Origin of the sequence: Pseudorhodoferax sp. Leaf265, assembly GCF_001422365.1 — a bacterium.
Lineage (GTDB): Bacteria > Pseudomonadota > Gammaproteobacteria > Burkholderiales > Burkholderiaceae_C > Pseudorhodoferax.
Genome location: NZ_LMMT01000038.1, coordinates 143,888 through 170,355 on the forward strand (window position 1 = coordinate 143,888; position 26,468 = coordinate 170,355).

Consider the following 26,468-nt stretch of genomic DNA (forward strand, 5'->3'; position numbering starts at 1 on the left):
CCCTCCTTGTTCATGCCAGAACTTCTCAAGACCGTGATCCGGGAGTTGACCTTGCGCGAGCCCCTGGCCCGCACGCCCGAGCCCAGCCAGGCCATGGAAGAGGAGGATGCCGTGGCCGCCTATGCCAACGGTGGCCGCGAGAACGGCGCGCTGTCGGGCGCCTACCTCTACCACCTGGCGCAGATGTGCCGCATGGTGCCGCCCGGCGGCACGGTGCTGGACCTGGGTTGCGGCCCCGGCAACCTGCTCGGCCAGCTGGCCGAGCTGAACCCCGGCGCCCGTTTCATCGGCGCCGACCTGTCGCAACCCATGCTGGAGCGGGCGGCACAGGCCTTCGGCGCGCGCGGCATCGCCAATGCCACGCTGCAGTGCGAGGACATGACCCTGCTGTCCGGCATCGCCGACCAAAGCATCGACCTGGCCGTGTCGTCCATGGCCTTCCACCACCTCCCCGACGAGGACGCGCTGGACCGAGCCTTCGCCCAGGTGGCGCGCGTGCTCAAACCGCAGGGCACGGTCTACTTCAACGACTTCGGCCGCCTGCGCAGCGCCGAATCGATCCGCTACTTCGTGAGCCGCGCCGCCGCCGGCGAGAGCCCCGCGCTGATCGACGACTACATCCATTCGCTGCATGCGGCCTTCACGCTGCAGGATTTCGAGCGCGTGGCACAGCGCCACCTGGCCGGCCGCGCGCAGATCTACGCCACGGCCGTGAGCCCGTTCACGGTGGTGCTGCGCAGCCCCGTGGCCATGGGGCCGGCCAGTGTCGCGCCGCAGCTGCAGCAGCGCTTTCGCGCACTGCCGGCAGCGCGCAAGGCCGACGTGCGCCAGCTGTCGCTGTTCCTGCGGCTGGGCGGCTTGCCCAGCGCGATGTAGCGGCCCGGCTCAGCGGTACAGCGCCAGCGTGCCGATGCGCCGCTCGATGTCGGCCTGCATGCGCTTGTAGGCCAAGCTGCCGGGCTCGCCGTAGCGCTTCTGGAACTGGGCCTGCGGCAGGAACTCGGGCAGGTCGCGCACGCTGGGCAGCAGGTCCTGCTCGGTCAGGCCGGCGGCCACGCGGCGTTGCAGCCGCTCCTGGGCCGCGGCCGGGCCGACCGCCAGCGCGCCCAGCCGCGTGCCGGCGCGGTCGGCGGCCAGGTCCACGAACGAGAAACCGCTGCCGCCGGCGCCCGCATCGTCGAGTTCCTTGTAGAGCCCGACGGCATCGGCCAGCGGTGTGCCGGCCACGGCCGCCAATGCGGCCGACACGCTGAAGTGCTGGGCCAGGTCGCTGCGGCCGGCCAGGTGCACGCGCTGCGGCCGGGGTGCCGGGCCGTCGGCCGCGGCGGGCGCGATGGCCGCCAGGCCCTTGCCGTTGACATAGAAGGCCAGCACCAGCAGCGCGGCGCGCTGCTCTTGCGCGCGTGCCTCGGGCGTGGCCTTGGCGCCGCCCGCGCGTTCGCCGGCCAGGGCCAGCAGCGGCTGCAGCAGTTCGTGCAGGGCCAGGCCCTGCGGCTGCGGTGCCTGCACCAGTCGGGCCAGCCGCTGCTGGTGGGCGCGCAGACGCTGCACCTCCTCGGGCGGCAGCAGGGCGGCCTGCAACGGGCCGGGCAGTCCGTCGTGCCAGGCGTAGACCACGCTCAGGGCCTGTGGCGTGATCTGCACGCGCTGCACCGCATCGGCCGCGGTGCCGAGCCCGGGGTTCTGCTGCAGCCAGGCCAGCCCACGCGCGAGCAGCCAGTCGGCCACGGCTTGCGGCAGCTCCAGCCGGCCCAGGCGCAGCGCTTGCACCTGCGGCAGGCCCTCGGTCTGCACCAGCTGCCCCTGCACGTTGAGCCAGGAGCCGAACGGGCTGCTGGGCAGCGGCAGGCTCAGCTGCACGCGCGCGCGGCCGTCCTGTAGCTCGGCCACGGCCTGGCCACGGGCCGTGTGCGCGGCCAGTTGCGGCAGCAGCAGGTCCAGCTCGTCCTGGGTCAGCGTGATGGTGCGCAGAACGCCTGGCGGGGCCTTGCGCGGGTCGTTGCGTTCGGCCAGGCGCAGCGCGCGCGCCACGTCGGCCGGTGTGGTCACGGCCAGGCGCACTACGCTGGGCTGGTGGTCGGTGCAGTACCAGGCCAGCACCAGCAGGCCGACCACGCCCAGCGGCAGGATCACGGCGGCAGACAGCAGCAGGGCGGCGAGGCTCTTGGCAAGAAAACGCATCGGTCGATGCTACGGCATGGGCCCGTGTCATCCCGGCTTGTCCGGGGGCTGCGATCATGGTTCACTGGGCCGGCTGCGGCCCGACAAGAAACCCACAAGAGAGCTCCATGCGACCGACCATGCCCTCCCTCTTTCCCATGCGTTACAGCAGCTTCGCGCTGTGCCTGGCAGGCCTGGCCGCCAGCGCGGTCGCGGTGGTGCTGCTGCCCATGGCCTGGCCGGCCTGGCTGGCGCTGCTGGTGTTCGCCGGCCTCAGCGGTACCGGCGTGCACGACCTGCGTCAGACGCGCCACGCCATCCTGCGCAACTACCCGGTGATCGGCCACATGCGCTTCCTGCTGGAGTTCATCCGGCCCGAGATCCGCCAGTACTTCATCGAGAGCGATGCCGAGGCCGCGCCGTTCTCGCGCGCCCAGCGCTCGCTGGTCTACCAGCGCGCCAAGGGCGACCCGGACAACCGGCCCTTCGGCACCCATCTGGATGTGAGCCTGCTGGGCTACGAGTGGATCAACCACTCGATGCAGCCAACGCGCCTGGCCGGCCACGACTTCCGCGTGGACATCGGCGACACCGGCGCCCCAGCCCACACCCATCCCTGCACCCAGCCCTACAGCGCCAGCGTGTTCAACATCTCGGCCATGAGTTTCGGCGCGCTGTCGGCCAACGCCATCCAGGCGCTGAACCGCGGCGCCAAGCTGGGCAGCTTCGCGCACGACACGGGCGAGGGCTCGATCTCGCAGTACCACCGCCAGCACGGCGGCGACCTGATCTGGGAGATCGGCTCGGGCTACTTCGGCTGCCGCAACGACGACGGCAGCTTCAGCCCCGAGCGCTTCGTGGTCAACGCCACCGACCCGCAGGTGAAGATGGTCGAGATCAAGATCAGCCAGGGCGCCAAGCCCGGCCATGGCGGCGTGCTGCCCGGCCCCAAGGTGACGACCGAGATCGCCGCGGCGCGCGGCGTGCCGGTGGGCATCGACTGCATCTCGCCGTCCTCGCACAGCGCCTTCGGCACGCCGCTCCAGATGATGCACTTCATCGCGGAGCTGCGGCGCCTGTCGGGCGGCAAGCCGGTGGGCTTCAAGTTCTGCCTGGGCCATCCTTGGGAGTGGTTCGCCATCGTCAAGGCCATGCTGCAGACCGGCATCACGCCGGACTTCATCGTCGTCGACGGCGCCGAGGGCGGCACGGGCGCGGCGCCCGTGGAATTCAGCGACCACGTGGGCGCGCCGCTGCAGGAGGGCCTGCTCATGGTGCACAACACGCTGGTCGGCGTGAACCTGCGCCAGCGCATCAAGATCGGCTGCGCCGGCAAGGTGATCACGGCCTTCGACGTGGCGCGCATGATGGCGCTGGGGGCCGACTGGTGCAACTCCGCACGCGGCTTCATGATGGCGCTGGGCTGCATCCAGGCCCAGGCCTGCCACACCGGCCATTGCCCCACGGGCGTGACCACGCAGGATCCGGTGCGCCAGCAGGCGCTGGTGGTGCCGGCCAAGGCCGAGCGCGTGCACAACTTCCACCGCAGCACGCTGCATGCGCTGCAGGAACTGGTGCAGGCCGCGGGCCTGGAGCATCCGCAGCAGATAACGGCCCACCACATCGTGCGGCGCATCTCCGACACCGAAGTGCGGCTGCTGTCCAACCTGATCACCCGCGTGGCGCCCGGCGCCTTGCTCGGGCCGGTGGACGCGTTGCACAACGTGTTCCGCTACTACTGGCCGATCGCCACGGCCGACAGCTTCCAGCCGCTCAAGGAGGGGCTGCACGCAGGGGCGGAATGACTACGCGTCTGCGCCGTCGGGCGCCAGCGGCTTGCCGGGCTTGTCGCGGCCCAGCTCTTCCATCATCTTCTCGCCCTCGCGGTCCTTGCCGTCGCTGGGCACGGCCTCCTCGGCAGTGGGTTCGGGCTCGTCCTTCATCGGCGGCGGGGGGCGGCGGGTGTCGGGCATGGCAGGTCTCCGTTGCGTGGCACAGGCGCCCAGCTTCGCGCAGCCGGACCGATCTGTCGCCCCGGCAGGGCCGCGAAAGCATGTAGTCGCGGGCCGACGCCAGCCCCGGCATGGCACGGCTTTCGCGTGGCGTTTCAACGGACAATCGACACCCCACCGACCGGAGAACCACCTTGGACATGCCCGCCCACCAGCTCACGATGACCGTGCTCATGACGCCCGACACGGCCAACTTCTCGGGCAACGTGCACGGCGGCACCATCCTGAAGCTGCTGGACCAGGTGGCCTACGCCTGCGCGGCGCGCTACTCGGGCTGCTACGTGGTCACGCTGTCGGTGGACCAGGTCATGTTCCGCGAGCCCATCCTGGTCGGCGAGCTGGTGACCTTCCTGGCCTCGGTCAACTACACGGGCACCTCGTCGATGGAGATTGGCATCAAGGTCATCGCCGAGAACATCCGCACGCAGGCCTCGCGCCACGTCAACAGCTGCTTCTTCACCATGGTGGCGGTGGACGAGGAACGCAAGCCGGTGGCGGTGGCGCCGCTGCGCCCGTTCTCGCCGGACGAACGGCGCCGCCATGCCCAGGCGCTGGAGCGCAAGCAACTGCGCCACGAGCTGGCCAAGCGTTCGCAGGAGATCCGGGCGCAGCCCGACTGAGCCGGCAAGGCCGGTGGGCGGCAGTTCCACCATGCAGTTTTGAACTTGGCCGCTGAAGGCCTGCGCTGGCCCCAACGGGCCGGCTTGCGCCCTACCATCCTGCGCAGAGAACGCTGCATGGCGTTCCGCACAGGAGACAGGCTTGACGCAAATGACCACGGCGCCGCCCCGGCGCATCCATGAGCTGCTGGACCCCTGGGTTCGCACGCAGCCCGACGCGCCGGCCGTGCGCGACGCCCACACCGCGCTCGGTTATGCCGCGCTCGACCGCGCCGGCCAGGCCACGGCCGCCGCACTGCAGGCCGCAGGCGTGCGCGCCGGCGACCGCGTGCTGCTGGTCGGCGAGAACTGCGCCGCGCTGTGCGTGCTGGTGCTCGCACTGAGCCGGCTCGATGCCTGGCCGGCCATCGTCAACGCACGCCTGTCGCCGCGCGAGATCGACGAGTTCATCGCGCATTCCGGTGCACGGCGCGTGTTCTACACCGCGCACGTTTCGGCCGACGCGGCCCGCCATGCCGAGCGCCACGGCGCTGCGGCCATCGACTGGCCCGGCCTGCAGGGCCTGCTGCTGGGCCCGCTGGCCGCCGCGGTGCAGCCCGAGCCCTGCGCGGCGGACGCGGCCGAGCAGGTGGCGGCCATGATCTACACCTCCGGCACCTCGGGCGCACCCAAGGGCGTGATGCTGAGCCATGCCAACCTGCTGTTCGCGGCCCACACGCTGCGCACGCAGCGGCGTTTCGGCCCGGGCGACCTGCTGTACGGCGTGCTGCCCATGGCGCACGTGGTGGGCCTGTCGATCCAGTTCCTGGGCAGCATGGCCAGCGGTGCGGCGCTGCTGCTGGAGCCGCGCTTCACGCCGCAGGCGCTGGCCGCTGCGCTCGAGCAGCAGGGCGCCACCGTCTTCATGGGCGTGCCGGCCATGTTCGCGCGGCTGCTGGAGCAGCGCCAGGGCCGGCCGCTGGCGGCGCCGCGCCTGCGCTTCATCGGCGTGTCGGGCTCGCCGCTCACCACCAGCCTGAAGGCCGACGTGGAGCGCGTGTTCGGCCTGCCGCTGCACAACGGCTATGGCCTGACCGAGACCGCGCCCACGGTCGCGCAGACGCCCGTCGATGCGCCGCGCACCGATTGCGCCGTGGGCCCACCGGTGCCCGGCGTGCAGGCGCGCCTGCTCGACCGCACAGGCCAGCCGGTGGCGCCCGGCGAGGTCGGCGAGCTGCACGTGCGCGGCCCCAACGTGATGCGCGGCTACTACCGCAACCCGGAGCAGACGCGGGCCGCCGTCGACGCCGAAGGCTGGTTCAACACCGGCGACCTGGCACGGCGCACGGACGACGGCGCGCTGCACATCGCCGGCCGCACGCGCGAGCTCATCATCCGTTCGGGCTTCAACGTCTACCCGGTCGAGGTGGAGCAGGCGATCAACGCCTTCCCGCAGGTGGTGCAGTCCGCCGTGGTCGGGCGCACCGTGGACCACAACGAGGAGGTGGTCGCCTTCGTCGAAACCCAGGGCGGCGCCGCGCTCGACGAGGATGGCCTGCGCCGGCATCTGCGCGAGCGGCTCTCGCCCTACAAGCTGCCCAGCGAGATCCGCTTCCTGCCGGCGCTGCCGGCCGCGCCCACGGGCAAGGTGCTCAAGAACGTGCTCAAGACCATGGCCCAGCAGCCGGCGCAGGCCGCCGTGCCGCCGGTGCTGTGATGCCCCAACCATCCAAGGAGACCGCATGACAACTTCCACCCCCAAGGCCGTCCTGGTCATCGGCGCCGGCGATGCCACCGGCGGCGCCATCGCCCGGCGTTTCGCGCGCGAGGGCTACATCGCCTGCGTGACGCGGCGCAGCGCCGACAAGCTCGCCCCGCTGGTCGCGCAGATCGAGGCCGACGGCGGCAAGGCCCACGCCTTCGGCAGCGACGCGCGCAAGGAAGAGGAGATGGTGGCCCTGGTGCAGAAGATCGAGGCCGAGATCGCGCCGATCGAGGTGGCGGTGTTCAACATCGGCGCCAACGTGCGCTTTCCGATCACCGAGACCACGGCCCGCGTGTACTTCAAGGTCTGGGAGATGGCCTGCTTCGGCGGCTTCCTGATGGGCCGCGAGGTGGCCAAGGCCATGCTGCCGCGCGGGCGCGGCAGCATCATCTTCACCGGGGCCACGGCCAGCCTGCGCGGGCGCGACGGCTATGCGGCCTTCGCCGGCGCCAAGGCCGCATTGCGCGCGCTGGCGCAGAGCATGGCGCGCGAGCTGGGTCCCAAGGGCATCCATGTGGCGCACCCGGTCATCGATGGCGCCATCGACACCGAGTTCATCCGCACCACCTTCCCCGAGCGCTATGCGCTCAAGGAGCAGGAGGGCATCGTCGACCCCGAGAGCATCGCCGAGGCCTACTGGCAGCTGCACCGGCAGCCGCGCAATGCCTGGACGCACGAGCTGGAGCTGCGGCCCTGGATGGAAGCCTGGTGAACCCGGAACAACGCGCAAGGAGACAACGCATGCCCACCCCCAACGTCCAGTTCCTGTTCGACTTCGGCAGCCCCAACGCCTACCTGTGCCACCGGGTCATTCCGGCCATCGAGGCGCGCACCGGCGTGCGCTTCGACTACCGGCCCATCCTGCTCGGTGGGCTGTTCAAGCTGGCCAACAACCGCTCGCCGGCCGAGGCCTTCGCCGACATTCCCAACAAGCGCGCCTACGACCGGCTGGAGGTCGACCGCTTCGTCGCCCGGCACGGCCTCGCCCGCTACCGCTTCAACCCCTTCTTCCCGATCAACACGCTGCAGCTCATGCGCGGCGCGGTGGCGGCGCACAAGCTCGGCTGCTTCGCGCCCTATGTGGAGGCGGTCTATGTGGCCATGTGGGAGCGCGGCCTGGACATGGGGCAGGCCGACGTCGTGAGCGCCACGCTCGCAGAGGCCGGCCTGCCGGCCGCGCAGCTCCTCGCCACGGCGCAGGACGCCGACGTGAAGGCCAAGCTGCTGGCCAACACCAACGAGGCGCACGCACGCGGCGCCTTCGGCTCGCCGAGCTTCTTCGTCGGCGACGAACTCTTCTTCGGCAAGGACCGGCTGCGCGAGGTGGAGGAAGAGATCGTGCGCCAGCGCGGCTGAGGCGCACGCAGCACCGGCGTCCCGCGCGCTGCGCGCCATCCGCAGCGCCAAGGCGGGAGCCCGGCCGCACCACCGCGGCCAGGCCATCGATGGACATCACCAGGAGACAGACATGCTCAAACGCCACTTCCTTCGGGCGGTGGGTTCGGCCGCCGCATGGTGTGCCGCCCCCGCGCTCGTGCGTGCCCAGGACCGCGCCGTGGCCTGGCCCACGCGCCCGGTCAAGATCATGATCGGCTTTCCGCCGGGCGGCTCGACCGACGGTCCCATGCGCGTGCTGGCCGAGCACGCCGGCCGCCTCCTGGGCCAGCCCATCGTGATCGAGAACAAGCCCGGCGCGGCCGGCGTCATCCCGGCGCAGAACCTGCAGAGCGCGCCGCACGACGGCTACACCCTGGCCATCGCGCCGGCCGGCGTGTACCGCCTGCCCTACACCACCGATCTCAAGTGGAACCCGGCCAGCGACCTCAGCTACGTCATCGGCATCACGGGCTATGCCTTCGGCACCGTGGTGCCGGCCGCATCGCCCGTCGCCAGCCTGGCCGACTACATCGCCGCCGCCAAGGCCCGGCCGGGCGAGCTGACCTACAGCACGCCCGGCGTGGCCACCACCAACCACCTGACCATGGAGCAGTTCTCGCGCCTGGCCGGCGTGCGGCTCAACCACGTGCCCTACAAGGGCTCGGCCGACTCCTTGCAGGCGCTGCTGGCCGGCCACGTGGATTCGGCGGCCGAGACATCCGCGTTCGTGCCCTACGTGGAGAGCGGCAGGATGCGCCTGATCGCGGTGTGGGGCAAGAGGCGCATGGCGCGCTTTCCGAACGTGCCCACGCTGCAGGAAGCGGGCGTCGACCTGGTGCAGACCTCGCCCTGGGGCCTGGTCGGGCCCAAGGGGATGGACCCGCGCATCGCCGTGCGGCTGCACGACGCCTTCCGCGAGGCCATGGACGCACCGGCCTTCCGCAACGTGCTGGCCAGCTTCGACATGGAGCCGGACTACCGCAGCGCGGCGGATTTCCAGCGCTTCGCGGTCGAGTCGATGCGGCGCGAGAAGGAGGTGCTGGACCTGCTGGGCCTGTCGCGCAGCCGCAGCTGAAACCAACCCGCAAAAGGAGACAAGGCATGTACAGAAGACAGATGCTGCTGGCCGGCATGGCCAGCGCGCTCGGCCCCGTGGCCGCGCAGGAGCCGGGCTTCCCTTCGCGCCCGGTGCGCGTGCTGCTCGGTTTTCCGCCCGGCGGCTCCACCGATGGCCCGATGCGCGTGCTGGCCGAGGACGCGGCCAGGATGCTGCGCCAGCCCGTCATCATCGAGAACCGGCCCGGCAACGCGGGCCTGATGCCGGCGCAACTGCTGCAGAACAGCCCCGCCGATGGCCACACCATCGGCGTGATCCCCGGCAATCTGTTCCGCCTCCCGTATACCGGCAGCATCGCCTGGGACCCGGCACGCGACCTGCGCTACGTGATCGGGCTCACGGAGTTCGTCTACGGCATCGTGGTGCCCGCCGATTCGCCGCTGCGCAACCTGGACGACCTGCTGGCCTTCGCGCGGGCCAACCCCGAGAAGCTGAACTACGCGACGGCCGGCCCCTGGCTGGCGCAGCACATCACCATGGAGCAGATCGCGCGCATCCAGGGCGTGCGCTTCAACCACGTGCCCTACAAGGGCTCGGCCGAGGCGCTGAACGCCGTGCTCGGCGGCCACGTGATGGCGGCGGCCGACACCTCGGCCTGGGGCCCCTACGTGGCCAGCGGCAAGCTGCGCCTGCTCGTCACGTTCAACGCACGGCGCGTGGCGCGCTTCGCGGACGTGCCCACGCTGCGCGAGGCCGGCATCGACTTTCCGCCGCCCTCGGCCGCCTGGGGGCTGGCGGCACCGAAGAACACGCCGCCCGCAGCGGTGCGCACGCTGCACGACGCCTTCCACCAGGCCATGCAGATGCCGGGATTTCGCCAGGCGCTGGCGGCCTACGACATGGAGCCCGCCTACATGGGATCGGCGCAGTACCAGCGCTTCGCGGCCGAGTCGGTGCTGCGCGAGAAGCGGTTGCTGGACGAGATCGGCTTCGTGAAGAGCTGAGGCTCAGTGCCCCAGCTGCGCCTCGATCGCGCGCACCGTCTCGATCAGCCGCGGCCGCACGGCCTGCGTGAGCATCTCGGCCGAGGTCGCCGTGGCCGGGCAGGCGGCGTTGACCACCATGGGCGGCAGGCCCTGGCCGGTGCGCAGCGGCACGGCGATGGCGTGGATCTCGGCATGCCAGTCGCCGAAGGAGCTGCAGCAGCCGTGCGCGGCGACATCGGCGATGGCCTGGGCTATGCCCTGTTGCAGGCGCGGCCATTGCAGCGGGTCGAGCGCGCGCAGGCGTTCCTCCAGCCCCTGGCGCAGCGCCGGCTCGGCACCGGCCAGGTAGGCCCGGCCCATGGCCGTGGAGGCCAGCGGGATGCGCGAGCCGATCTCCAGCCGCAGCGTCACGAGCGAGTACCCGCGGCAGTTCTCGATGTAGAGCATGGCCAGGTCGTCGCGCGTGCCCAGCGAAACCAGGGTGCTGGTGGCGTTGGCCAGGGCCTGCATCAGCGGCCGGCTGACCTCCTTGACGTCCAGCCGCGCCAGCGTGGTGCCGCCCAGCGCCAGCGCCGCCACGCCGAGCCGGTAGCGGCCCGACTCCTCGATGTGGTGCAGGTAGTCCAGCCGCGTCAGCGTGTGGGTGAGCCGCGTGACGGTGGACTTGGGCAGCTTGCAGCGCTGCGCCAGCTCCTGGTTGCCCAGGCGCTCCTCGCCCGACTTGAAGCAGCTCAGCACCTTGAGGCCACGCGCCAGCGCGGTCACGAAGTGGCGGTCCTGCGGGTCGCGTGTGGCGGGGGTGGCAAGGGCCTGGGCGTTCTGCACTGCAGTTTTTGATCGAGTGGCCATGCTGTCATTTTGACCGCACGCTGCCGAGAATGACAACGATCGGAATGACAAACTGCAGTGCAGAACAAGAGGGGTGCATTGCAGACCGACCCACCACCCTCGCCGGAGACCACCATGCCATCCATTCCGCCCGCCGTCGGCGCCCACAGCTTTCCTGCCATCGAACGCGTGCACTTCGGCCGCCCGGCGGCCGAGGCCATCGTGACCGAGGCCGAGCGCGCCGGCGCGCGGCGCGTGTTCATCATGGCCAGCCGCACGCTGAACACCACCACCGACGTGGTGCGCGGCATCGCCGCCGCGCTCGGCGAGCGCCATGCCGGCACCTTCGATGGCATGCCCCAGCACACCACGCGCCGCGGCGTGGCGCGGGCCGCGCAGGCGGCGCAGGAGGTGGGGGCGGACCTGGTGGTGGCCGTGGGTGGCGGCTCGGTCATCGACGGGGCCAAGATGGTCACGCTGTGCCTGCGCCACGGCTTCACGGACGAGCACCTGCAGGGCCTGGACGCGTTCGAAACCAAGCTCAGCCCCGAGGGCCGCATCGTGCGGCCCAGCTTCGAGGGCCCGCAGGTGCGCATGATCGCCGTGCCCAGCACGCTCAACGGCGGCGAGTTCAACGCCGGCTGCCTGGTGACGGACGAGCGCCACCACCACAAGCAGACCTTCTTCCACGCCCACATGATGCCGCGCATGGTGGTGCTGGACCCGGCGCTGACGGTGCACACGCCGGCCCACCTGTGGCTGGGCTCGGCCACGCGCGCGCTGGACCACGCCATCGAGGCCCTGCTGTCCATCTCGCCCACGCCGCTGTCGGACACCGTGGTGCTCGAAGGCATCCGCCGGATGGCGGCACTGCTGCCGCAGTGGCAGGCCGACCCCGGCAACCTGGAGCTGCGCGCGGCCTGCCAGATCGCGTCCTGGCTGTGCTCGTACGGGCTGTCCAGCCGCAGCGTGTTCGGCGGCGTGATGATGGGCCCCAGCCATGCCATCGGCCATGTGCTGGGCGGCACCTGCGGCGTGCCGCACTACTTCTGCACGCCGGTGCTGATGCCCGCCGTGCTGCGCTGGAGCGCACCGGCCACGGCCGAGCGCCAGCGGCAGCTGGCCGAGGCGCTGGGCCGGCCCGGCGTGCCGGCCGGCGACGCCTTCGCCGACCTGGTGGCGCAGCTGGGTTTGCCCGGCAACCTGCGCGCCGTGGGCGTGCAGGCCGACCAGTTCGACAACATCGCGCGCATCAGCATGGGCGAGATCTTCACGCGCGGCAACGCGCGGCGCATCACCGCGCCGGCCGACGTGCTGGAGATCCTGCAGCTCGCAGCCTGAGGACCCGGAACCATGACCATCCTGAAGACCCGCATCACCGAACTGTTCGGCATCGAGCGCCCCATCGTGCAGGGCGGCATGCACCACGTCGGCCTGGCCGAGCTGGCGGCGGCCGTCTCCAACGCCGGCGGCCTGGGCCTGATCACCGCGCTCACCCAGCGCACGCCCACGTTGCTGGCGCAGGAGATCGCGCGCTGCCGCGCCATGACCGACAAGCCCTTCGGCGTGAACCTGACCTTCCTGCCGAGCGTGAACCCGCCGGACTACCCGGGCTACATCGCGGCCATCGTCGAGGGCGGCGTGAAGATCGTCGAGACCGCCGGCAACAACCCGCAGAAGTGGCTGCCGCTGCTGCACGAGGCCGGCATCCGCGTGGTCCACAAGTGCACCTCGGTGCGCCACGCGCTCAAGGCCGAGGCCATCGGCTGCGACGCGGTCAGCGTGGACGGCTTCGAGTGCGGTGGCCATCCGGGCGAGGACGATGTGCCCAACTTCATCCTGCTACCGCGCGCGGCCGAGGTGCTCAAGATCCCGTTCATCGCCTCGGGCGGCATGGCCGACGGGCGTTCGCTGGTGGCGGCGCTGGCGCTGGGCGCCGAGGGCATCAACATGGGCACGCGCTTCGTCGCCACCCGCGAGGCGCCGGTGCACGAGAACGTCAAGGCCGCGCTGGTGGCCGCCACGGAGCTGGACACGCGGCTCGTGATGCGCCCGCTGCGCAACACCGAACGCGTGCTGGCCAACCCGGCCGTCGAGCGCCTGCTGGAGAAGGAGCGCGCACTGGGCGCGGCGATCCGTTTCGAAGACATCGCGCCCGAGGTGGCCGGCGTCTACCCGCGCGTGATGCAGGGCGGCGAGGTGGGTGCGGGCGCCTGGTCCTGCGGCATGGTGGCCGGGCTGATCCACGACGTGCCCACGGTGCAGGCGCTGCTGGACCGCATCATGGACGAGGCCGGGCAGATCATCGGCGCGCGGCTGGGCGGCCTGCTGGCCAGGGCCTGAGAGCTTGAAAGGCTGAGTTCCGCGGCTACGGGCAACCCGCCGGCACCGCGATCCGGTGCTGCTGCGCCAGCTCCTTGGCGCGCGCCAGCACGGCGGGGGCCGTGAAACGCGGGCCCAGCACCAGCGCGATGAACTTGAAGTCGACCGGCGCCGTGGCACCTTCGGCCGCCTGGAACAGCGCGGCCACCATCACCGGGCTCTTGCACGAGACGCGGATCACGTCGCGGTAGTAGGCCCGCCACAGCCGGCCGAACACGATGGGGTTGAGCTCGCGCGTGATGACCCACTCGTCGAACGCGTACTGCCAGTACTTGACCAGCTGCGCGAACTGCGCGGGTTCGGGCATCTCGGTCAGCGTCCAGAACCGCGCGGGCAGGGACGCGCGCAGCGCATTGAAGCCCACGCGCAGGTTGCGGAAGGTGTCGGCACGCGAGGCCAGCAGCGTGAACGACAGGCCCACGAACGCCACCGTGGCCGAACACGCCAGGATGATCGCCGTGAGCAGTGGCAGGCTCAGCCAGCCGAAGAACACCACAGGCGCCGCAGCCGGCGGCGCGGCGCTGGCAGCGATCTGGGCGATGGCGGGAACGGACGTCATGGTGGCGGGGTGCGGAGTTGGAAACGGCCACCGAAGGCCGCGTGCAAGCCATATTAACTGTATTTAAAAACAGTGTTTCAGGTGTTTGCAACCGATCGTTTCCGCCCCGCGTGGGCGGTTTCACGCTTCACGCCAGTCCGCGCACCAGTTCCGCCAGGAGGCCGTCGACAAGCACGTTCTGCGGCCCCGGCCGCCACACACCGTAGGCCTCCGACTGCGCCGTCACGCCGTCCAGCGGCCGGAACACCGCGCCCTTGAGCGCGCTGCGCTGCATGGCCTGCGGCACCAGTGCCACGCCCAGGCCCTGGGCCACCATGGAGACCACGGCCAGCCAGTGGCGCACCTCGTGCCGCACCTCGGGCAGGAAGCCGGCCTGCGCGCAGATCGCCAGCAGGCGCTCGTGGTAGTCGGGCGATGCCGCACGCGCGAACAGCACGAAGGGCTGGTCGCGCAGCGCGCCGACCTCCAGCACGCGCTGGCGGGCCAGGGCGTGCTGCGTGGGCAGGCAGGCCACGAAGGGCTCGGTCAGCAGCAGGCGCGAGGCCAGGTCCTGCGGCAGCCGCGCCGTGTGCATGAAACCCAGGTCCAGCCGGTCGTGCAGCAGGTCGGTGATCTGCTCGGCCGAATTGAGCTCGGCCAGGCTGATGCGCACCGCCGGGTGGCTGGCCTGGAACGCGCGCAGCGCCTGCGGCAACCCGCGGTACAGCATGGCGCCGACGAAGCCGATGCGCAGCCGCCCGGCCGAGCCGGCCGCCACCTCGCGCGCTTCCAGCGCGGCCTCCTCGGCCTGGCGCAGCAGCTTGCGCGCCGAGGCGCGCAGCGCCTGGCCGGCTGGCGTGAGCCGCACCTGCTTGCTGTTGCGCTCGAACAGGCGTGCGCCCACGGTGTCTTCGAGCTGGCGGATCGCCACCGACAGCGGCGGCTGCGAGATCGCCAGCCGCTCGGCCGCGCGGCCGAAATGCAGCTCGTCGGCCAGCACGGCGAAGTAGCGCAGGTGGCGCAGTTCCACGGTCAGCCGCCCGCTGGCGCCACGTCGGCCGTCCCGGTGCGCAGGCTGTAGGCGAGGAACACGTCGTCGCGCGTCCAGCCCAGCGAGGCGTACAGGCGTTGTGCGGCGTGGTTGGTCCTGGCCGTTGTGAGGTCCATGCGCGACTTGCCGTCCGCCACGGCCTGGGCGTGCGCCGCCTGGAGCAGCTGGCGCCCTGCGCCGCTCCTGCGCGCCGCGGGCACGACGAACAGGTCGTACAGCACATAGATGGGCATGGCCTCGACCGAGCAGAAGCTCGGATAGAGCTGGCAGAAACCGGCCAGGCCGCCCTGTGCAGCCTGCGCCACCAGCAGCACCGATTCGCCGTTGGCGAAGCGCTGCTGGATGAAGGCCTGCGCGCGCACGGGGTCCGGCGCCTGGTCGTAGAACTGGCGGTACAGGTCGAACAGTGCGGCGATGGCGGGCAGGTCGGCCTGCTGCGCGCGGCGGATGGTGGTGTCCATGGGTTCCCGGGGCCGGGGCGGGTCGGTTGACCGATACGCATCGGCTATTGATGGATATGCCAACAATATTAGACGCACATGGTCTGGTTCAGAACAATCGCAGCCAGGAGACAACGCCATGCCTGAGAACGCCGCCCACCCCATCCCCGACCGCCACGGCCAGAACCTGTTCGGAACCGACACCGAGTTGCAGCAGCTGCTGGCCCTGTACCTGCCGGACGATCTGCGCCGCCACATGCTGCCGCACTTCGAGCGCCTGGGCGCGCTGGCCGGTGGCCGGCTCGACGAACTGGCCGGCACGGCCGACCACCACCCGCCCGTGCTGGAGCACCGCACGCGCACGGGCCTGGACCAGCAGACCATCGTCAAGCACCCGGCCTATGTGGAGATGGAACGGCTGGCCTTGAGCGAGTTCGCGATGGGCGCCATCTCGCACCGCGACGAGAGCTTCGGCTGGCAGGGCAAGATGCCGCCGGCCGTCAAGTACGTGCTGTTCTACCTGTTCGTGCAGGCCGAGTTCGGCCTGTGCTGCCCGGTCTCGATGACGGACTCGCTCACGCGCACGCTCAAGAAGTTCGGCGACCCGGACCTCGTGGCGCGCTGCCTGCCGCGCCTGACCTCGCTGGACTTCGACGAACTGGCCCAGGGCGCCATGTTCATGACCGAGCAGGCGGCCGGTTCCGACATCGCCGCCACGCTGACGCGCGCCAGCGCGCAGGCCGACGGCAGCTGGCGCCTCACGGGCGACAAGTGGTTCTGCTCCAACCCCGACGCCGACTTCGCCATGGTGCTGGCCCGGCCCGACGACGCGCCGCCCGGCATCAAGGGCGTCTCGCTGTTCCTGCTGCCGCGCCGGCTGTCCGACGGCAGCCTGAACCGCTACCGCATCGTGCGCCTCAAGCACAAGCTGGGCACGCGCTCCATGGCCTCGGGCGAGATCACGCTGGACGGCGCGCAGGCCTGGCTGGTGGGCGAGCGCGGCCGCGGCTTCGTGCAGATGGCCGACATGGTCAACAACTCGCGCCTGTCCAACGGCGTGCGTTCGGCCGGCATGATGCGCCGCGCCTGCGCCGAGGCCGAGTTCATCGCAAGCAACCGCATGGCCTTCGGCAAGCGCCTGGCCGACATGCCGCTGATGCAGCGCCAGCTCGACAAGCTGCGCCTGCCGGCCGAGCAGGCGCGCAGCATGGTGTTCCAGACCGCGCAGGCGCTGCAGCGCTCGGACGCGGGCGAGGAGGGCGCCTACGCGCTGCTGCGCATCCTCACGCCGATGATCAAGTTCCGCGCCTGCCGCGACGCGCGCAAGGTGACGGGCGACGCGATGGAGGTGCGCGGCGGCTGCGGCTACATCGAGGAGTGGTCCGACGCACGCCTCGTGCGCGACGCGCACCTGGGCTCGATCTGGGAAGGCACGAGCAACATCGTCGCGCTGGACGTGGTGCGTGCCATCCAGCGCGAGAACGCGCTGCCCGTACTGCAGGCCCATCTGCACACGTTGCTGGACGAGGCCGGCCTGGCGCCGGCCTTCGACCGCGCGCTGCGCGATGCCCTCGCGCGGGCCGCCGCACTCGGCCAGACCGCCGCGGCCCCCGGCGGCGAGGTGCTCGCACGCCAGGCCGCATCCGGCCTGTACCACTGCACCAGCGCCATCGCCATGGCCTGGGAGGCGCAGCGCACCGGTTCGGCCGCGCGGCTGCGCTGGGCACAGCTGGTGCTGCTGCACCGCGTGCTGCCGCGCGATCCGCTGGCCATCGCCGACATTCCGGCGGACTGGCTGGCCGGGGCCGCGCAGCCGGCTGCCATCGCGGCCTGATCGGCCCACGACCCGGTCCACCCGCCGCCACGCGGCGGGCGGCACTTCCATCGCCCCCAGGAGACAACCATGCGCATCCTCGCCACCCTGCTGTCCGCCGCCGTGCTGGCCTTCGCGCCTTGCGCCCAGGCCGAGAGCTTCCCCGACAAGCCCGTCATGCTGGTCGTGCCCTTCCCGCCCGGCGGGCCGACCGACGCCATGGCCCGCACCATCGCGGCCGAGATGAAGGACAGGCTCGGCCAGCCCGTGGTCGTGGAGAACCGTGCCGGCGCGGGCGGCAACATCGGCGCGGAGTACGTCGCACGTGCCGCGGCCGACGGCCAGACCCTGCTGTTCGGCACCTCGGGCCCGCTGGCCATCAACGCGAGCCTGTACCGCAAGAGCGGCTACGACCCGATCAAGAGCTTCGCGCCCGTCATCCAGGTCGGCCACCTGCCCAACATCCTGGTGGTCCACCCCAGCGTGCCGGCGCAGAACGTCAAGGAGCTCGTGGCCTACGCCAAGGCCAATCCGGGCAAGCTCAGCTATGCGTCCTCGGGCAACGGCGCGTCCTCGCACCTGGCCGGCGTGCTGTTCAACGAGAAAGCCGGCACCGACATCCAGCACATCCCCTACAAGGGCACGGGCCCGGCGCTCAACGACCTGCTGGGCGGCCAGGTCGGCATGAGCTTCACCGACGTGCTGACCGCGCTGCCCTATGTGAAGACCGGCAAGCTGCGTGCGCTGGGCATCGCCACGGCGCAGCGCTCGCAGGCGCTGCCCGAGCTGCCAACGGTCGCCGAGCAGGGTGTGCCGGGCTACGACGTGAGCGTGTTCTTCGGCATCGTCGCGCCGGCCGGCACGCCGGCAGACCGCATCGCCAAGCTCAACAAGGCCTTCGTGGAGGTGCTGGCCAGCCCCAAGGTCAAGGAGCTGTTCGCCACCCAGGGGCTGGAGGGCGCGCCCGACCACACGCCGGCGCAGCTGGCCAGGTTCATCGCCGCGCAGAAGGCGGCCTGGGCGGCGGTGGTCAAGCAGTCCGGTGCGCAACTCGATTGAGCGGGTCCGTCCATTAACCTCGGGCGTTTTCGATTCCGCCCGATCTGCCATGCCCTCTTTCGACAACGAAGCCCCCGACACCCTGTTCAGCCTGCGCATGCCCATGGTCCAGGCCTTCGGCCTGCGCGGCCTGCACATCGACGGCGACGAGGCCAAGGTGCTGATGCCGGCCAACCCGCAGCACACCAACAGCCGCGGCGACGTGCACGGCGGCGCCTACGCGGTGCTGATGGACAGCGTGCTGTCCTGCGCCGCGCGCGCCCACGAGCCCACGCGCTACGGCGTGATCACGGTCGACATGGCGCTGCACTACGTGGCCGGCACGCGCGGCGACGTCACCGCCACGGCCCGCTGCGAGCGCCGCGGCAAGTCGCTGTGCTTCGTGCGCGGCGAGGCGCACGACGCCGACGGTAACCTGCTCACGCTCGCGACCGGCACCTTCAAGCTGGTCGAGCGCACCCCTTCCTAGGACCAGGAGATTCCCCCATGACCATCGCCCCCGGCGCCCTGGCTGGCATCCGCGTGCTCGACCTCTCGCGCATCCTCGGCGGCCCCTACTGCGGCCAGATCCTCGGCGACCACGGGGCCGACGTGCTCAAGGTCGAGCCGCCCGGCGGCGACGACACGCGCACCTGGGGGCCGCCGTTCCGCGATGGCGTGGCCTCCTACTACCACGGCCTGAACCGCAACAAGCGTGTGCAGCACCTGGACCTGACCCAAGCCCAGGACCGCGAGAAGCTGCTGGCCCTGGTGGCCGAGGCCGACGTGCTGGTCGAGAACTTCAAGACCGGCACCATGGAGCGCTGGGGCATCGGCTACGCCCAGCTGTCCGAACGCTTCCCGCGCCTGGTGTGGTGCCGCGTCTCGGGCTTCGGTGCCGATGGTCCCTTGGGCGCTCTGCCGGGCTACGACGCCGCCGTGCAGGCCATGACCGGCCTCATGAGCGTGAACGGCGAGGCCGGCGGCGAGCCGCTGCGCGTGGGCTTGCCCGTGGTCGACATGGTCACCGGCCTGAACGCCGTGATCGGCGTGCTGCTGGCGCTGCAGGAGCGGCACCGAAGCGGCCGGGGCCAGTTCGTCGAGGCCGCGCTCTACGACGCCGGCATCTCGCTGCTGCACCCGCATGCGGCCAACTGGTTCATGGACGGCCGCGTGCCCGGCCGCACCGGCAACGCCCATCCCAACATCTACCCCTACGACACGGTGCGCACGGCCACCGACCCGGTGTTCCTGGCCGTGGGCAACGACCGCCAGTTCGCGGCCCTGTGCCGCGTGATCGGCGTGCCCGAGCTGTCCGCGCACCCGGACTACCGCGAAGCCGGTGGCCGTTCGGTGCACCGCGCCGCGCTCAAGCCGCTGCTCGAAGCGGCGCTGGCGCGCTTCGACGGCCGCCAGCTCGTCGACGACCTGATGGCCGCCGGCGTGCCGGCCGCGCCCGTGCTGGCGGTGGACGCCGCACTCACCCACCCGCACACGGCGCACCGCGGCATGGTGGTGGAACTCGACGGTGGCTACCGCGGTGTCGGCGCGCCCGTGAAGCTCTCCCGCACGCCGGCCAGCTACCGGCATGCGCCGCTGACGCCGGGGGAGAAGTTCGACTAGCCTTCGCCCAGGGCGCCGGCCAGCTTGTTGAGCAGCCCGCCGCCCACCACCAGCCAGCCGAACAGCAGCGCCGCCAGCAGCAGCGGCCGCAGGCCGGCCCGCTGCACCAGGCGCCAGTGCGTGCCCAGGCCCAGCGCGGCCATCGCGGTGGCCAGCAGCACGGTGTCCAGCCACAGCAGCGCCGCGCGCAGCGGCTCTGGCACGGGCAGCAGCGAGCCCAGCACCACCACCGCCAGGAAGCCCAGCGCGAACCAGGGGATGGTGATCGGCCCGCGCGCGGCACCTGCGGCCTTGGCGCTGCGCGCGACCCACAGCGACAGCGCGAGCAGGAAGGGCGCCAGCAGCATCACGCGCACCATCTTCGCCACCACGGCCGCGTCGGCCAGCGCCGGGTCGATGGCATCGGCCGCCGCCACCACCTGGGCCACCTCGTGCACGGTCGAGCCGATGTACAGCCCCAGCTGCGGCATGCCGCCGAGCCAGCTGGCCAGCGGCGTCGCGAACAACGGCAGCAACAGCATGGACAAGGTGCCGAACACCACGACCGAGGCCACGGCCACCGTGGCCGATTCCCCGCGCGCACGCAGCACGGGCGCCGTGGCCAGCACCGCGGCCGCGCCGCAGATCGCGCTGCCCGCGCCGATCAACGCGGCCTGCTCGTAGGGCAGGCCCAGCCAGCGTTGGCCGGCCCAGCAGGCCAGCCCGAAGGTGGAGACGATGACCGCCGCATCGACGGCCACGCCGGCGACGCCGAGCTGGGCGATGTCGTGCAGGCTCAGCCGCAGCCCATAGAGCACGATGCCCGCGCGCAGCAGCCAGTGCTTGGCCCAGGCCACGCCGGGGTCGGCCGCGGGCGCCAGGCGCGGGTAGACGCTGTTGCCCAGCACGATGCCGGCCAGCACGGCCAGGGTGAGTGCCGACAGGCCGTGCCGCGCCAGGGCGGGCTGGGCGCCGGCGCTGACGGCCACCGCGGCGATGGCCAGCACCAGCAGCAGGCCGGGCGCCAGGCGCCGCGCCGCGGCAGGCAAGGGCGCGGCGAGGGACGGCCGCGCGGGGAGGGGGAAGGGTGTAGACATCGGCTTATGCGTTTTGCGCAGCCGAATCTACGGAAACCTCATAAAGAATAAAAACGAATACTTGCGGTCGTGTTGACCAGAAAATCAGGTCAATTTGAAGTCCGTCAGGCCACCGCGCCCGTGCAATGGGCGATGAAGTCCGTCGCCGTGCGCCCCAGCGGACGGTGGCGGTGCGTGGCCACGGCCAGCCGGCGCTCGGCCACCGGCAGGCGCGTCTTGAGCTCCACGAGGCCGCCCTCTGCCAGGGTCTGGGCCACGGCCTGGCGCGACAGGCAGCCCAGGCCTGCGCCGGCGGCCACCAGGCGCTTGATGGCCTCGGTGCTGCCGAGTTCGAAGGCCACGTCGAGCCGGTCCAGGTGCGCGAGCAGCCAGCTGTCCGTGGCCTGGCGCGTGCCGGACTCCGGCTCGCGCAGCACCCAGGTCGCGTCGGCCAGCTGGCGCGTGGTGGCCGGCCGGCCGGCCAGCGCGTGGTCCGGCGCGGCCACGATCACGAGCTCGTCGCTGCGCCAGGGCCGCAGCACCACGTCGGGATGGGTCTGTGGGCCCTCGATGAAGCCCAGGTCCACCGCGAAGCCGGCCACGGCGTCGATGACCTCGCTGGTGTTGGCGATGCGCAGCCGCACGCGGCTGTGCGGGTGCGCGCGCGTCCACTCGGCCACCAGGCCGGGCAGCAGGTACTCGCCGATCGTGAAGCTGGCCGCCACGTGCAGCGGTGCCGCGTGGGCGCCCGAGAACAGTTCCTGCAGCTCGGCCGCCTGCTCCAGCAGCACGCGCGCGCGCGGCAGCAGCGCACGGCCGTTCTCGTTGAGCAGCAGCCGCCGGCCCACGCGGTCGAACAGCGCGGCCCCCAGCACGGCCTCCAGTTCCGCCAGCGCGGCGCTGGCGGCGGACTGCGAGCGCGCGATGCGGTCGGCTGCGCCGCGCGTCGTGCCCTCGTGCGCGGTGGCGACGAAGACTTCCAGCTGGCGCAGGTTCATGCGCAGGCGTTGATCTGATTTTTCGATCATGTTGAATGGGATTATTGGCTTTTCCTGATTGCACTTCCTGCCTAGCATGCGGCGGCACCGCCATCCACGTCCTGAAAAGGCGCAGACAGCCATGCTCCAGTTCCTCTCTGCCGAGCCGGTCCACGACCCGCTGGCCGCGCCCACGCCCACCGACGCGACCACGGTCAAGACCACCACCTGCTACATGTGCGCCTGCCGCTGCGGCATCCGCGTGCACCTGCGCGAGGGCGAGCAGGGCCCCGAGGTGCGCTACATCGACGGCAACCCCGCGCACCCGCTGAACCAGGGTGTGATCTGCGCCAAGGGGTCGGCGGGCATCATGAAGCAGTACTCGCCGGCGCGGCTCACGCAGCCCCTGCGCCGCAAGCCGGGCAGCGCGCGCGGCGCGGGCGAGTTCGAGCCGATCTCCTGGGACGAGGCCATGGCCTTGCTGACCGAGCGGCTGGGCAGGATCCGCGCCACCGATCCCAAGAAGTTCGCGCTGTTCACGGGCCGCGACCAGATGCAGGCGCTCACGGGCCTGTTCGCGCGCCAGTTCGGCACGCCCAACTACGCGGCGCATGGCGGCTTCTGCTCGGTGAACATGGCGGCCGGCATGATCTACACCATCGGCGGCAGCTTCTGGGAGTTCGGCGGGCCGGACCTGGAGCGATCCAAGCTGTTCGTGATGATCGGCACCGCCGAGGACCACCACAGCAACCCGATGAAGATGGCGCTCGGCCAATTCAAGCGCGCGGGCGGCCGCTTCATCGCGATCAATCCGATCCGCACGGGCTACGCCGCGATCGCCGACGAGTGGATTCCGATCAAGCCCGGCACCGACGGCGCGCTGCTCATGGCGCTGTTGCATGTGCTGATCGCGGACGACCTGATCGACCACGACTTCCTCAAGCGCTTCACGAATGCGCCGCAGCTCGTGGTGCTGGACGGCGGCGCGCGCGACGGCCTGTTCGCCTTCGATCCCGACCCCGCACGGGGCCCGCCCGGCGATGGCCGGCATCCGCACAACAAGCTCATCTGGTGCAGGAACGGCCAACGCGCGCTGAACGCCTACCCCGAGGGCATCGCCGAGGGCTGCGACCCCGCGCTCGAAGGCCACTACACCTTGGCCGACGGCACGCGCGTCGCGCCATCGTTCCAGCTGCTGCGCGAACGCGTGGCCAGCTGCACGCCCGAATGGGCCGAGGCCATCTGCGGTGTGCCGGCCGCGCGCATCCGCCTGCTGGCGCGCGAGATGGGCGAGACCGCCATGCACCAGGCCTTCGAGCTGCCCATCCCCTGGGAGGACGCCTGGGGCAAGCAGCATCCCACCACCATCGGCCGGCCCGTGGCCTTCCACGCCATGCGTGGGCTGGCGGCGCATTCCAACGGCTTCCAGACCGTGCGCGCGCTGTCGGTGCTGATGAGCGTGCTCGGCACCATCGACCGGCCGGGCGGGTTCCGCCACAAGGCGCCGTACCCGCGCCACATCGTGCCCAACTACCGGGCCTTCAACGACCCCGCCATGATCCAGCCCAACACGCCGCTCAACGCGGCGCCGCTGGGCTTTCCGGCCAACCCGGACGAGCTGGCCATCTACCCCGACGGCTCGCCGATCCGCATCGACCACGCCTTCTCGTGGGAGCACCCGCTGTCGGCCCACGGGCTCATGCACAACGTGATCACCAATGCGGTCAAGGGCGACCCGTACCGCATCGACACGCTGATGATCTTCATGGCCAACATGGCCTGGAACAGCAGCATGAACACGCAGGCCGTGCGCGAGATGCTCAACCGCAAGGACGAGAACGGCGAGCACTGCATCCCCTTCCTCGTGGTCTGCGACGCCTTCCAGAGCGAGACCGTGGCCTTCGCCGACCTGGTGCTGCCCGACACCACGTATCTGGAGCGGCACGACGTGATGGGCATGTTGGACCGGCCCATCTCCGAGTTCGACGGCCCGGTGGATTCGGTGCGCGTGCCGGTGCTGCCGCCCACGGGCCAGTGCCGGCCGTTCCAGGAGGTGCTGATCGACCTGGCGACGCGGCTGAAATTCCCGGCCTTCACCACGGCCGAGGGTGCGCCCAAGTTCAAGGACTACCCGGACTTCATCGTCAACTTCCAGCCGGCGCCCGGCATCGGCTTCCTGATGGGCTGGCGCGGCAAGGACGGCACCGAGCACCTGCGCGGCGAGCCCAACCCCAGGCAGTGGGAGATGTACGCGCAGAACAACTGCGTGTTCCAGTACCACATGCCCGAAGGCATGCAGTACATGCGCAACTGGAACCGCGCCTACCTGGACTTCGCCAAGGACAAGGGCTGGCGCCAGAAGAACGACCCGGTGCAGCTGGCGCTGTACAGCGACACGCTGCAGTGCTTCCGCCTCGCGGCCCGGGGCCAATGCGGCGGCCGCCAGCCGCCCGAGCACCTGCGCGAACGCATCGCCACCTACTTCGACCCGCTGCCCTTCTGGTATGCGCCACTGGAGGAGGCCGCCACCGACCTCGCGGCCTACCCGCTCAACGCGGTCACGCAGCGGCCCATGGCCATGTACCACTCCTGGGACTCGCAGAACGCCTGGCTGCGCCAGATCCACAGCCACAACTACCTGCACGTGAACCCGAAGACGGCGCAGGCCGCCGGCATCGCCGACGGCGGCTGGTGCTGGGTCGAGAGCCAGTGGGGCAAGGTCCGGGGCATGGCGCGCTACACCGAGGCCGTGGAGCCCGGCACCGTCTGGACCTGGAACGCCATCGGCAAGGCCGACAGCGCCTGGCAGCTCGCGCCGGGCGCGGACGAGGCGCGCAAGGGCTTTCTGCTGAACCACCTGATCAGCGAGGAGCTGCCCTGCGCGGGCACGCCGGCCGGCACCATCAGCAACTCCGACCCGATCACGGGCCAGGCCGGCTGGTACGACGTGCGCGTGCGCATCCGCCCGGCCGAGCCGGAGGAGCCGCACGAGAGCTATCCGCAGTTCGCCGCCGTGCCGCCCGCGCCCGGCGTGCGCGGCAAGGCGCAGCGCGTGCTGGCCTATTTCGCGGGAGGCAAGAAATGATCCAGTGGCTCAAGGACCTGTTGAACCCGCAGCCGCTGGTGTCGCCCGCACCGGCGCCCGCGCCCGCCAACCCACCCAGCGCGCGCTGGAAGCAAGGCGACACGCTGGCCAAGCAGCTCGCGCTGGTCATCGACCTCAACGTCTGCGTGGGCTGCCATGCCTGCGTGACCTCGTGCAAGGAGTGGAACACCTCGGGTTCGGCCGGCCCGCTCGCCGACGAGCGCGCCTATGCGGCCGACCCCACGGGCACCTTCTTCAACCGCGTGCAGACGTATGAGGCCGGCGTGTTCCCGACCATGGACACGGTGCACTTCCCCAAGAGCTGCCTGCACTGCGAAGACCCGCCCTGCGTGCCGGTCTGCCCCACGGGCGCGAGCTACAAGCGCGCCGAGGACGGCATCGTGCTGGTGGACTACGACAAGTGCATCGGCTGCAAGTACTGCGCCTGGGCCTGCCCCTATGGCGCGCGCGAGCTGGATGAGGAACGCCAGGTCATGACCAAGTGCACGCTGTGCGTCGACCGCGTGCACGACCAGAAGCTCGCGCCCGAGGACCGCAAGCCCGCCTGCGTGAAGGCCTGCCCGACCAACGCGCGGCTGTTCGGCGACGTGAAGGACCCGAGCAGCGAAGTCTCCATCGCCATCCGCGAGCGCGGTGGCTACGCGCTGATGCCCGAGTGGGAGACGCAGCCGGCCAACCAGTATTTGCCGCGGCGGTCCATGCAGTCCGCGCCTGGGGAGCAGCCATGAACCCAGCCATGTCCGTCGTCGTGTTCACGGCCATCGCGGGCGCCGCGCAGGGCCTGGTGGTGGCGCTGGCCGTGGCCACGCTGATCGGCGTGCCGATGGCCGGCGGCTTCGTCGCCCATGCGCTGCTGCTGGCCGCGGCCATGGCCACCGTCGGCCTGCTGTCGTCCTTCGGCCACCTGGGCCGCAAGGAGCGGGCCTGGCGCGCCGTGCTGATGTGGCGCACCTCCTGGCTCTCGCGCGAATGCCTGGTGCTGCCGGCCTTCATCGGCTGGACGCTGCTGTGGTGGGTGCTGCTGCCGGCCGACGGCGCGGCGCCGCTCTGGTTGCCCCTGGGCGCCCTGGTGCTGGCCGCCTTGCTGTGGCTGTGCACGGCCATGATCTACGCCTGCCTGCGCTTCATCCAGGAATGGGCGCAGCCGCTCACGCTGGTCAACTTCATCCTGATCGGCCAGGGCGCGGGCCTGGTGCTGGCCAGTGCGCTGGCCGCGGGCGCGGGCGAAGAGGCCTTGCTGGCCCGCACCGGCCCGGCCGCGCTGGGCGTGCTGCTGGCCGCGCTGGCGGCGCGCTGGGCCAGCCTGGCGCGCAACGCGGCCCTGGTCCCCAGGTCCACGCTGCACAGCGCCACCGGCATCCGCACGCCCCAACTCGTGCAGAAGTCCATGGGCATGTCGGCCGGCGCCTTCAACACGCGCGAATTCTTCCACGGCCGCACGGCGGCCTTCCTCAAGAACCTGCGCTGGCTGTTCCTGCTGTGCGGCTTCGTGCTGCCCGCGCTGTGCGCGGCGGGCGCACTGGCCGGCGGCCCCGGCTGGCTGTGGCCCCTGGCCGTGGCGCTGCAGGTGCCCGGCCTGCTGGCCGAGCGCTGGTTCTTCTTCGCCCAGGCGCGGCATCCGCAGAACCTGTACTACCAGGTCGTGTCCTGAGGACCGCCGG

General features: G+C 71.3%; 25 protein-coding genes. 17 read left to right on the top strand and 8 right to left on the bottom strand.

Translation table 11 applies throughout. The features are described from left to right. The first annotated feature begins 12 nt into the window (after positions 1-12). Positions 13-876: a class I SAM-dependent methyltransferase gene (locus tag ASF45_RS27770; RefSeq protein ID WP_056671803.1), complete on the top strand. Its 864-nt coding sequence runs from the start codon at positions 13-15 to the stop codon at positions 874-876. A 9-nt stretch (positions 877-885) separates the two neighbouring features. Here the strand turns inward: ASF45_RS27770 and ASF45_RS27775 are convergent, their stop codons facing one another. After that, positions 886-2,181 carry a hypothetical protein gene (locus tag ASF45_RS27775; RefSeq protein ID WP_056671283.1) on the bottom strand — a complete coding sequence of 432 codons (1,296 nt, stop codon included), beginning with the start codon at positions 2,179-2,181 and terminating at the stop codon, positions 886-888. Positions 2,182-2,300: 119 nt separating this feature from the next. Between ASF45_RS27775 and ASF45_RS27780 the strand changes: the two genes are divergently transcribed. Beyond that, the gene (locus ASF45_RS27780) at positions 2,301-3,965 is read left to right on the top strand and encodes an FMN-binding glutamate synthase family protein (RefSeq protein WP_235581051.1); all 1,665 of its coding nucleotides are present in this window, start codon (positions 2,301-2,303) and stop codon (positions 3,963-3,965) included. Here the strand turns inward: ASF45_RS27780 and ASF45_RS35650 are convergent, their stop codons facing one another. Then, positions 3,966-4,133 (bottom strand): hypothetical protein, encoded by a 168-nt coding sequence (locus ASF45_RS35650; protein WP_156473209.1) that lies wholly within the window; start codon positions 4,131-4,133, stop codon positions 3,966-3,968. It lies immediately after the preceding gene. Between the two features lie 173 nt (positions 4,134-4,306). On the opposite strand from ASF45_RS35650, the gene ASF45_RS27785 reads away from it, so the two are divergent. The 6 genes from ASF45_RS27785 (at position 4,307) to ASF45_RS27810 (ending at position 9,974) form a co-directional block, all read left to right on the top strand. Next, positions 4,307-4,792 (top strand): acyl-CoA thioesterase, encoded by a 486-nt coding sequence (locus tag ASF45_RS27785; RefSeq protein ID WP_056671287.1) that lies wholly within the window; start codon positions 4,307-4,309, stop codon positions 4,790-4,792. A 151-nt stretch (positions 4,793-4,943) separates the two neighbouring features. Further along, positions 4,944-6,488, top strand: a complete 1,545-nt coding sequence (locus tag ASF45_RS27790) for a class I adenylate-forming enzyme family protein (protein WP_056671290.1) — start codon at positions 4,944-4,946, stop codon at positions 6,486-6,488. A gap of 25 nt (positions 6,489-6,513) precedes the next feature. Continuing rightward, positions 6,514-7,248 carry an SDR family oxidoreductase gene (locus tag ASF45_RS27795; RefSeq protein ID WP_056671291.1) on the top strand — a complete coding sequence of 245 codons (735 nt, stop codon included), beginning with the start codon at positions 6,514-6,516 and terminating at the stop codon, positions 7,246-7,248. A 29-nt stretch (positions 7,249-7,277) separates the two neighbouring features. Then, the gene (locus ASF45_RS27800; RefSeq protein WP_056671293.1) at positions 7,278-7,892 is read left to right on the top strand and encodes a 2-hydroxychromene-2-carboxylate isomerase; all 615 of its coding nucleotides are present in this window, start codon (positions 7,278-7,280) and stop codon (positions 7,890-7,892) included. Positions 7,893-8,004: 112 nt separating this feature from the next. Next, the gene (locus tag ASF45_RS27805; RefSeq protein ID WP_056671295.1) at positions 8,005-8,988 is read left to right on the top strand and encodes a tripartite tricarboxylate transporter substrate binding protein; all 984 of its coding nucleotides are present in this window, start codon (positions 8,005-8,007) and stop codon (positions 8,986-8,988) included. A gap of 26 nt (positions 8,989-9,014) precedes the next feature. Beyond that, complete coding sequence (locus tag ASF45_RS27810) at positions 9,015-9,974, top strand: tripartite tricarboxylate transporter substrate binding protein (RefSeq protein WP_056671297.1); 960 nt, start codon at positions 9,015-9,017, stop codon at positions 9,972-9,974. 3 nt (positions 9,975-9,977) lie between these two features. Here ASF45_RS27810 and ASF45_RS27815 read toward each other — a convergent pair whose 3' ends face one another. Continuing rightward, positions 9,978-10,805: an IclR family transcriptional regulator gene (locus tag ASF45_RS27815; RefSeq protein ID WP_082551315.1), complete on the bottom strand. Its 828-nt coding sequence runs from the start codon at positions 10,803-10,805 to the stop codon at positions 9,978-9,980. Between the two features lie 114 nt (positions 10,806-10,919). On the opposite strand from ASF45_RS27815, the gene ASF45_RS27820 reads away from it, so the two are divergent. Then, positions 10,920-12,125 (top strand): iron-containing alcohol dehydrogenase, encoded by a 1,206-nt coding sequence (locus ASF45_RS27820; RefSeq protein ID WP_056671302.1) that lies wholly within the window; start codon positions 10,920-10,922, stop codon positions 12,123-12,125. Between the two features lie 21 nt (positions 12,126-12,146). Then, positions 12,147-13,127: a nitronate monooxygenase family protein gene (locus tag ASF45_RS27825; protein WP_056671805.1), complete on the top strand. Its 981-nt coding sequence runs from the start codon at positions 12,147-12,149 to the stop codon at positions 13,125-13,127. Between the two features lie 25 nt (positions 13,128-13,152). Here ASF45_RS27825 and ASF45_RS27830 read toward each other — a convergent pair whose 3' ends face one another. The 3 genes from ASF45_RS27830 to ASF45_RS27840 all read right to left on the bottom strand — a co-directional run bounded on the left by ASF45_RS27830 (position 13,153) and on the right by ASF45_RS27840 (position 15,216). Then, positions 13,153-13,725, bottom strand: coding sequence for a hypothetical protein (locus ASF45_RS27830; protein WP_056671303.1), 573 nt, complete (start codon positions 13,723-13,725; stop codon positions 13,153-13,155). A 127-nt stretch (positions 13,726-13,852) separates the two neighbouring features. Further along, positions 13,853-14,734, bottom strand: a complete 882-nt coding sequence (locus tag ASF45_RS27835; protein WP_056671305.1) for a LysR family transcriptional regulator — start codon at positions 14,732-14,734, stop codon at positions 13,853-13,855. A gap of 2 nt (positions 14,735-14,736) precedes the next feature. Next, entirely contained in the window at positions 14,737-15,216 is a 480-nt protein-coding gene (locus ASF45_RS27840) for a GNAT family N-acetyltransferase (protein ID WP_056671307.1), read from the bottom strand. A gap of 118 nt (positions 15,217-15,334) precedes the next feature. On the opposite strand from ASF45_RS27840, the gene ASF45_RS27845 reads away from it, so the two are divergent. The 4 genes from ASF45_RS27845 to ASF45_RS27860 all read left to right on the top strand — a co-directional run bounded on the left by ASF45_RS27845 (position 15,335) and on the right by ASF45_RS27860 (position 19,669). Next, positions 15,335-17,029, top strand: coding sequence for an acyl-CoA dehydrogenase family protein (locus ASF45_RS27845; protein ID WP_056671309.1), 1,695 nt, complete (start codon positions 15,335-15,337; stop codon positions 17,027-17,029). A 69-nt stretch (positions 17,030-17,098) separates the two neighbouring features. Continuing rightward, the gene (locus ASF45_RS27850; protein ID WP_056671311.1) at positions 17,099-18,067 is read left to right on the top strand and encodes a tripartite tricarboxylate transporter substrate binding protein; all 969 of its coding nucleotides are present in this window, start codon (positions 17,099-17,101) and stop codon (positions 18,065-18,067) included. Between the two features lie 49 nt (positions 18,068-18,116). Continuing rightward, positions 18,117-18,536 carry a PaaI family thioesterase gene (locus tag ASF45_RS27855; RefSeq protein WP_056671313.1) on the top strand — a complete coding sequence of 140 codons (420 nt, stop codon included), beginning with the start codon at positions 18,117-18,119 and terminating at the stop codon, positions 18,534-18,536. Between the two features lie 17 nt (positions 18,537-18,553). Next, positions 18,554-19,669 (top strand): CaiB/BaiF CoA-transferase family protein, encoded by a 1,116-nt coding sequence (locus ASF45_RS27860; protein ID WP_056671315.1) that lies wholly within the window; start codon positions 18,554-18,556, stop codon positions 19,667-19,669. Here the strand turns inward: ASF45_RS27860 and ASF45_RS27865 are convergent. Next, a complete protein-coding gene (locus tag ASF45_RS27865; RefSeq protein ID WP_082551316.1) occupies positions 19,666-20,745 on the bottom strand; it encodes a YeiH family protein in 1,080 nt (359 codons plus the stop codon). The genes ASF45_RS27860 and ASF45_RS27865 overlap by 4 nt on opposite strands. Before the next feature lie 104 nt (positions 20,746-20,849). Next, a complete protein-coding gene (locus ASF45_RS27870) occupies positions 20,850-21,752 on the bottom strand; it encodes a LysR family transcriptional regulator (RefSeq protein ID WP_056671319.1) in 903 nt (300 codons plus the stop codon). Between the two features lie 91 nt (positions 21,753-21,843). Here ASF45_RS27870 and ASF45_RS27875 point away from each other — a divergent pair, with 91 nt between their 5' ends. From ASF45_RS27875 to ASF45_RS27885, 3 genes are read left to right on the top strand one after another with little or no spacing between them, the layout of a single operon-like run. After that, on the top strand, positions 21,844-24,786 hold the full coding sequence (locus ASF45_RS27875) for a molybdopterin oxidoreductase family protein (RefSeq protein ID WP_056671321.1): 2,943 nt from the start codon (positions 21,844-21,846) through the stop codon (positions 24,784-24,786). Next, on the top strand, positions 24,783-25,535 hold the full coding sequence (locus ASF45_RS27880; RefSeq protein ID WP_056671322.1) for a 4Fe-4S dicluster domain-containing protein: 753 nt from the start codon (positions 24,783-24,785) through the stop codon (positions 25,533-25,535). The genes ASF45_RS27875 and ASF45_RS27880 overlap by 4 nt, the downstream gene beginning before the upstream one ends. After that, positions 25,532-26,458: a DmsC/YnfH family molybdoenzyme membrane anchor subunit gene (locus ASF45_RS27885; protein ID WP_056671325.1), complete on the top strand. Its 927-nt coding sequence runs from the start codon at positions 25,532-25,534 to the stop codon at positions 26,456-26,458. Before ASF45_RS27880 ends, ASF45_RS27885 begins: the two co-directional genes overlap by 4 nt. Positions 26,459-26,468 lie beyond the last annotated feature (10 nt).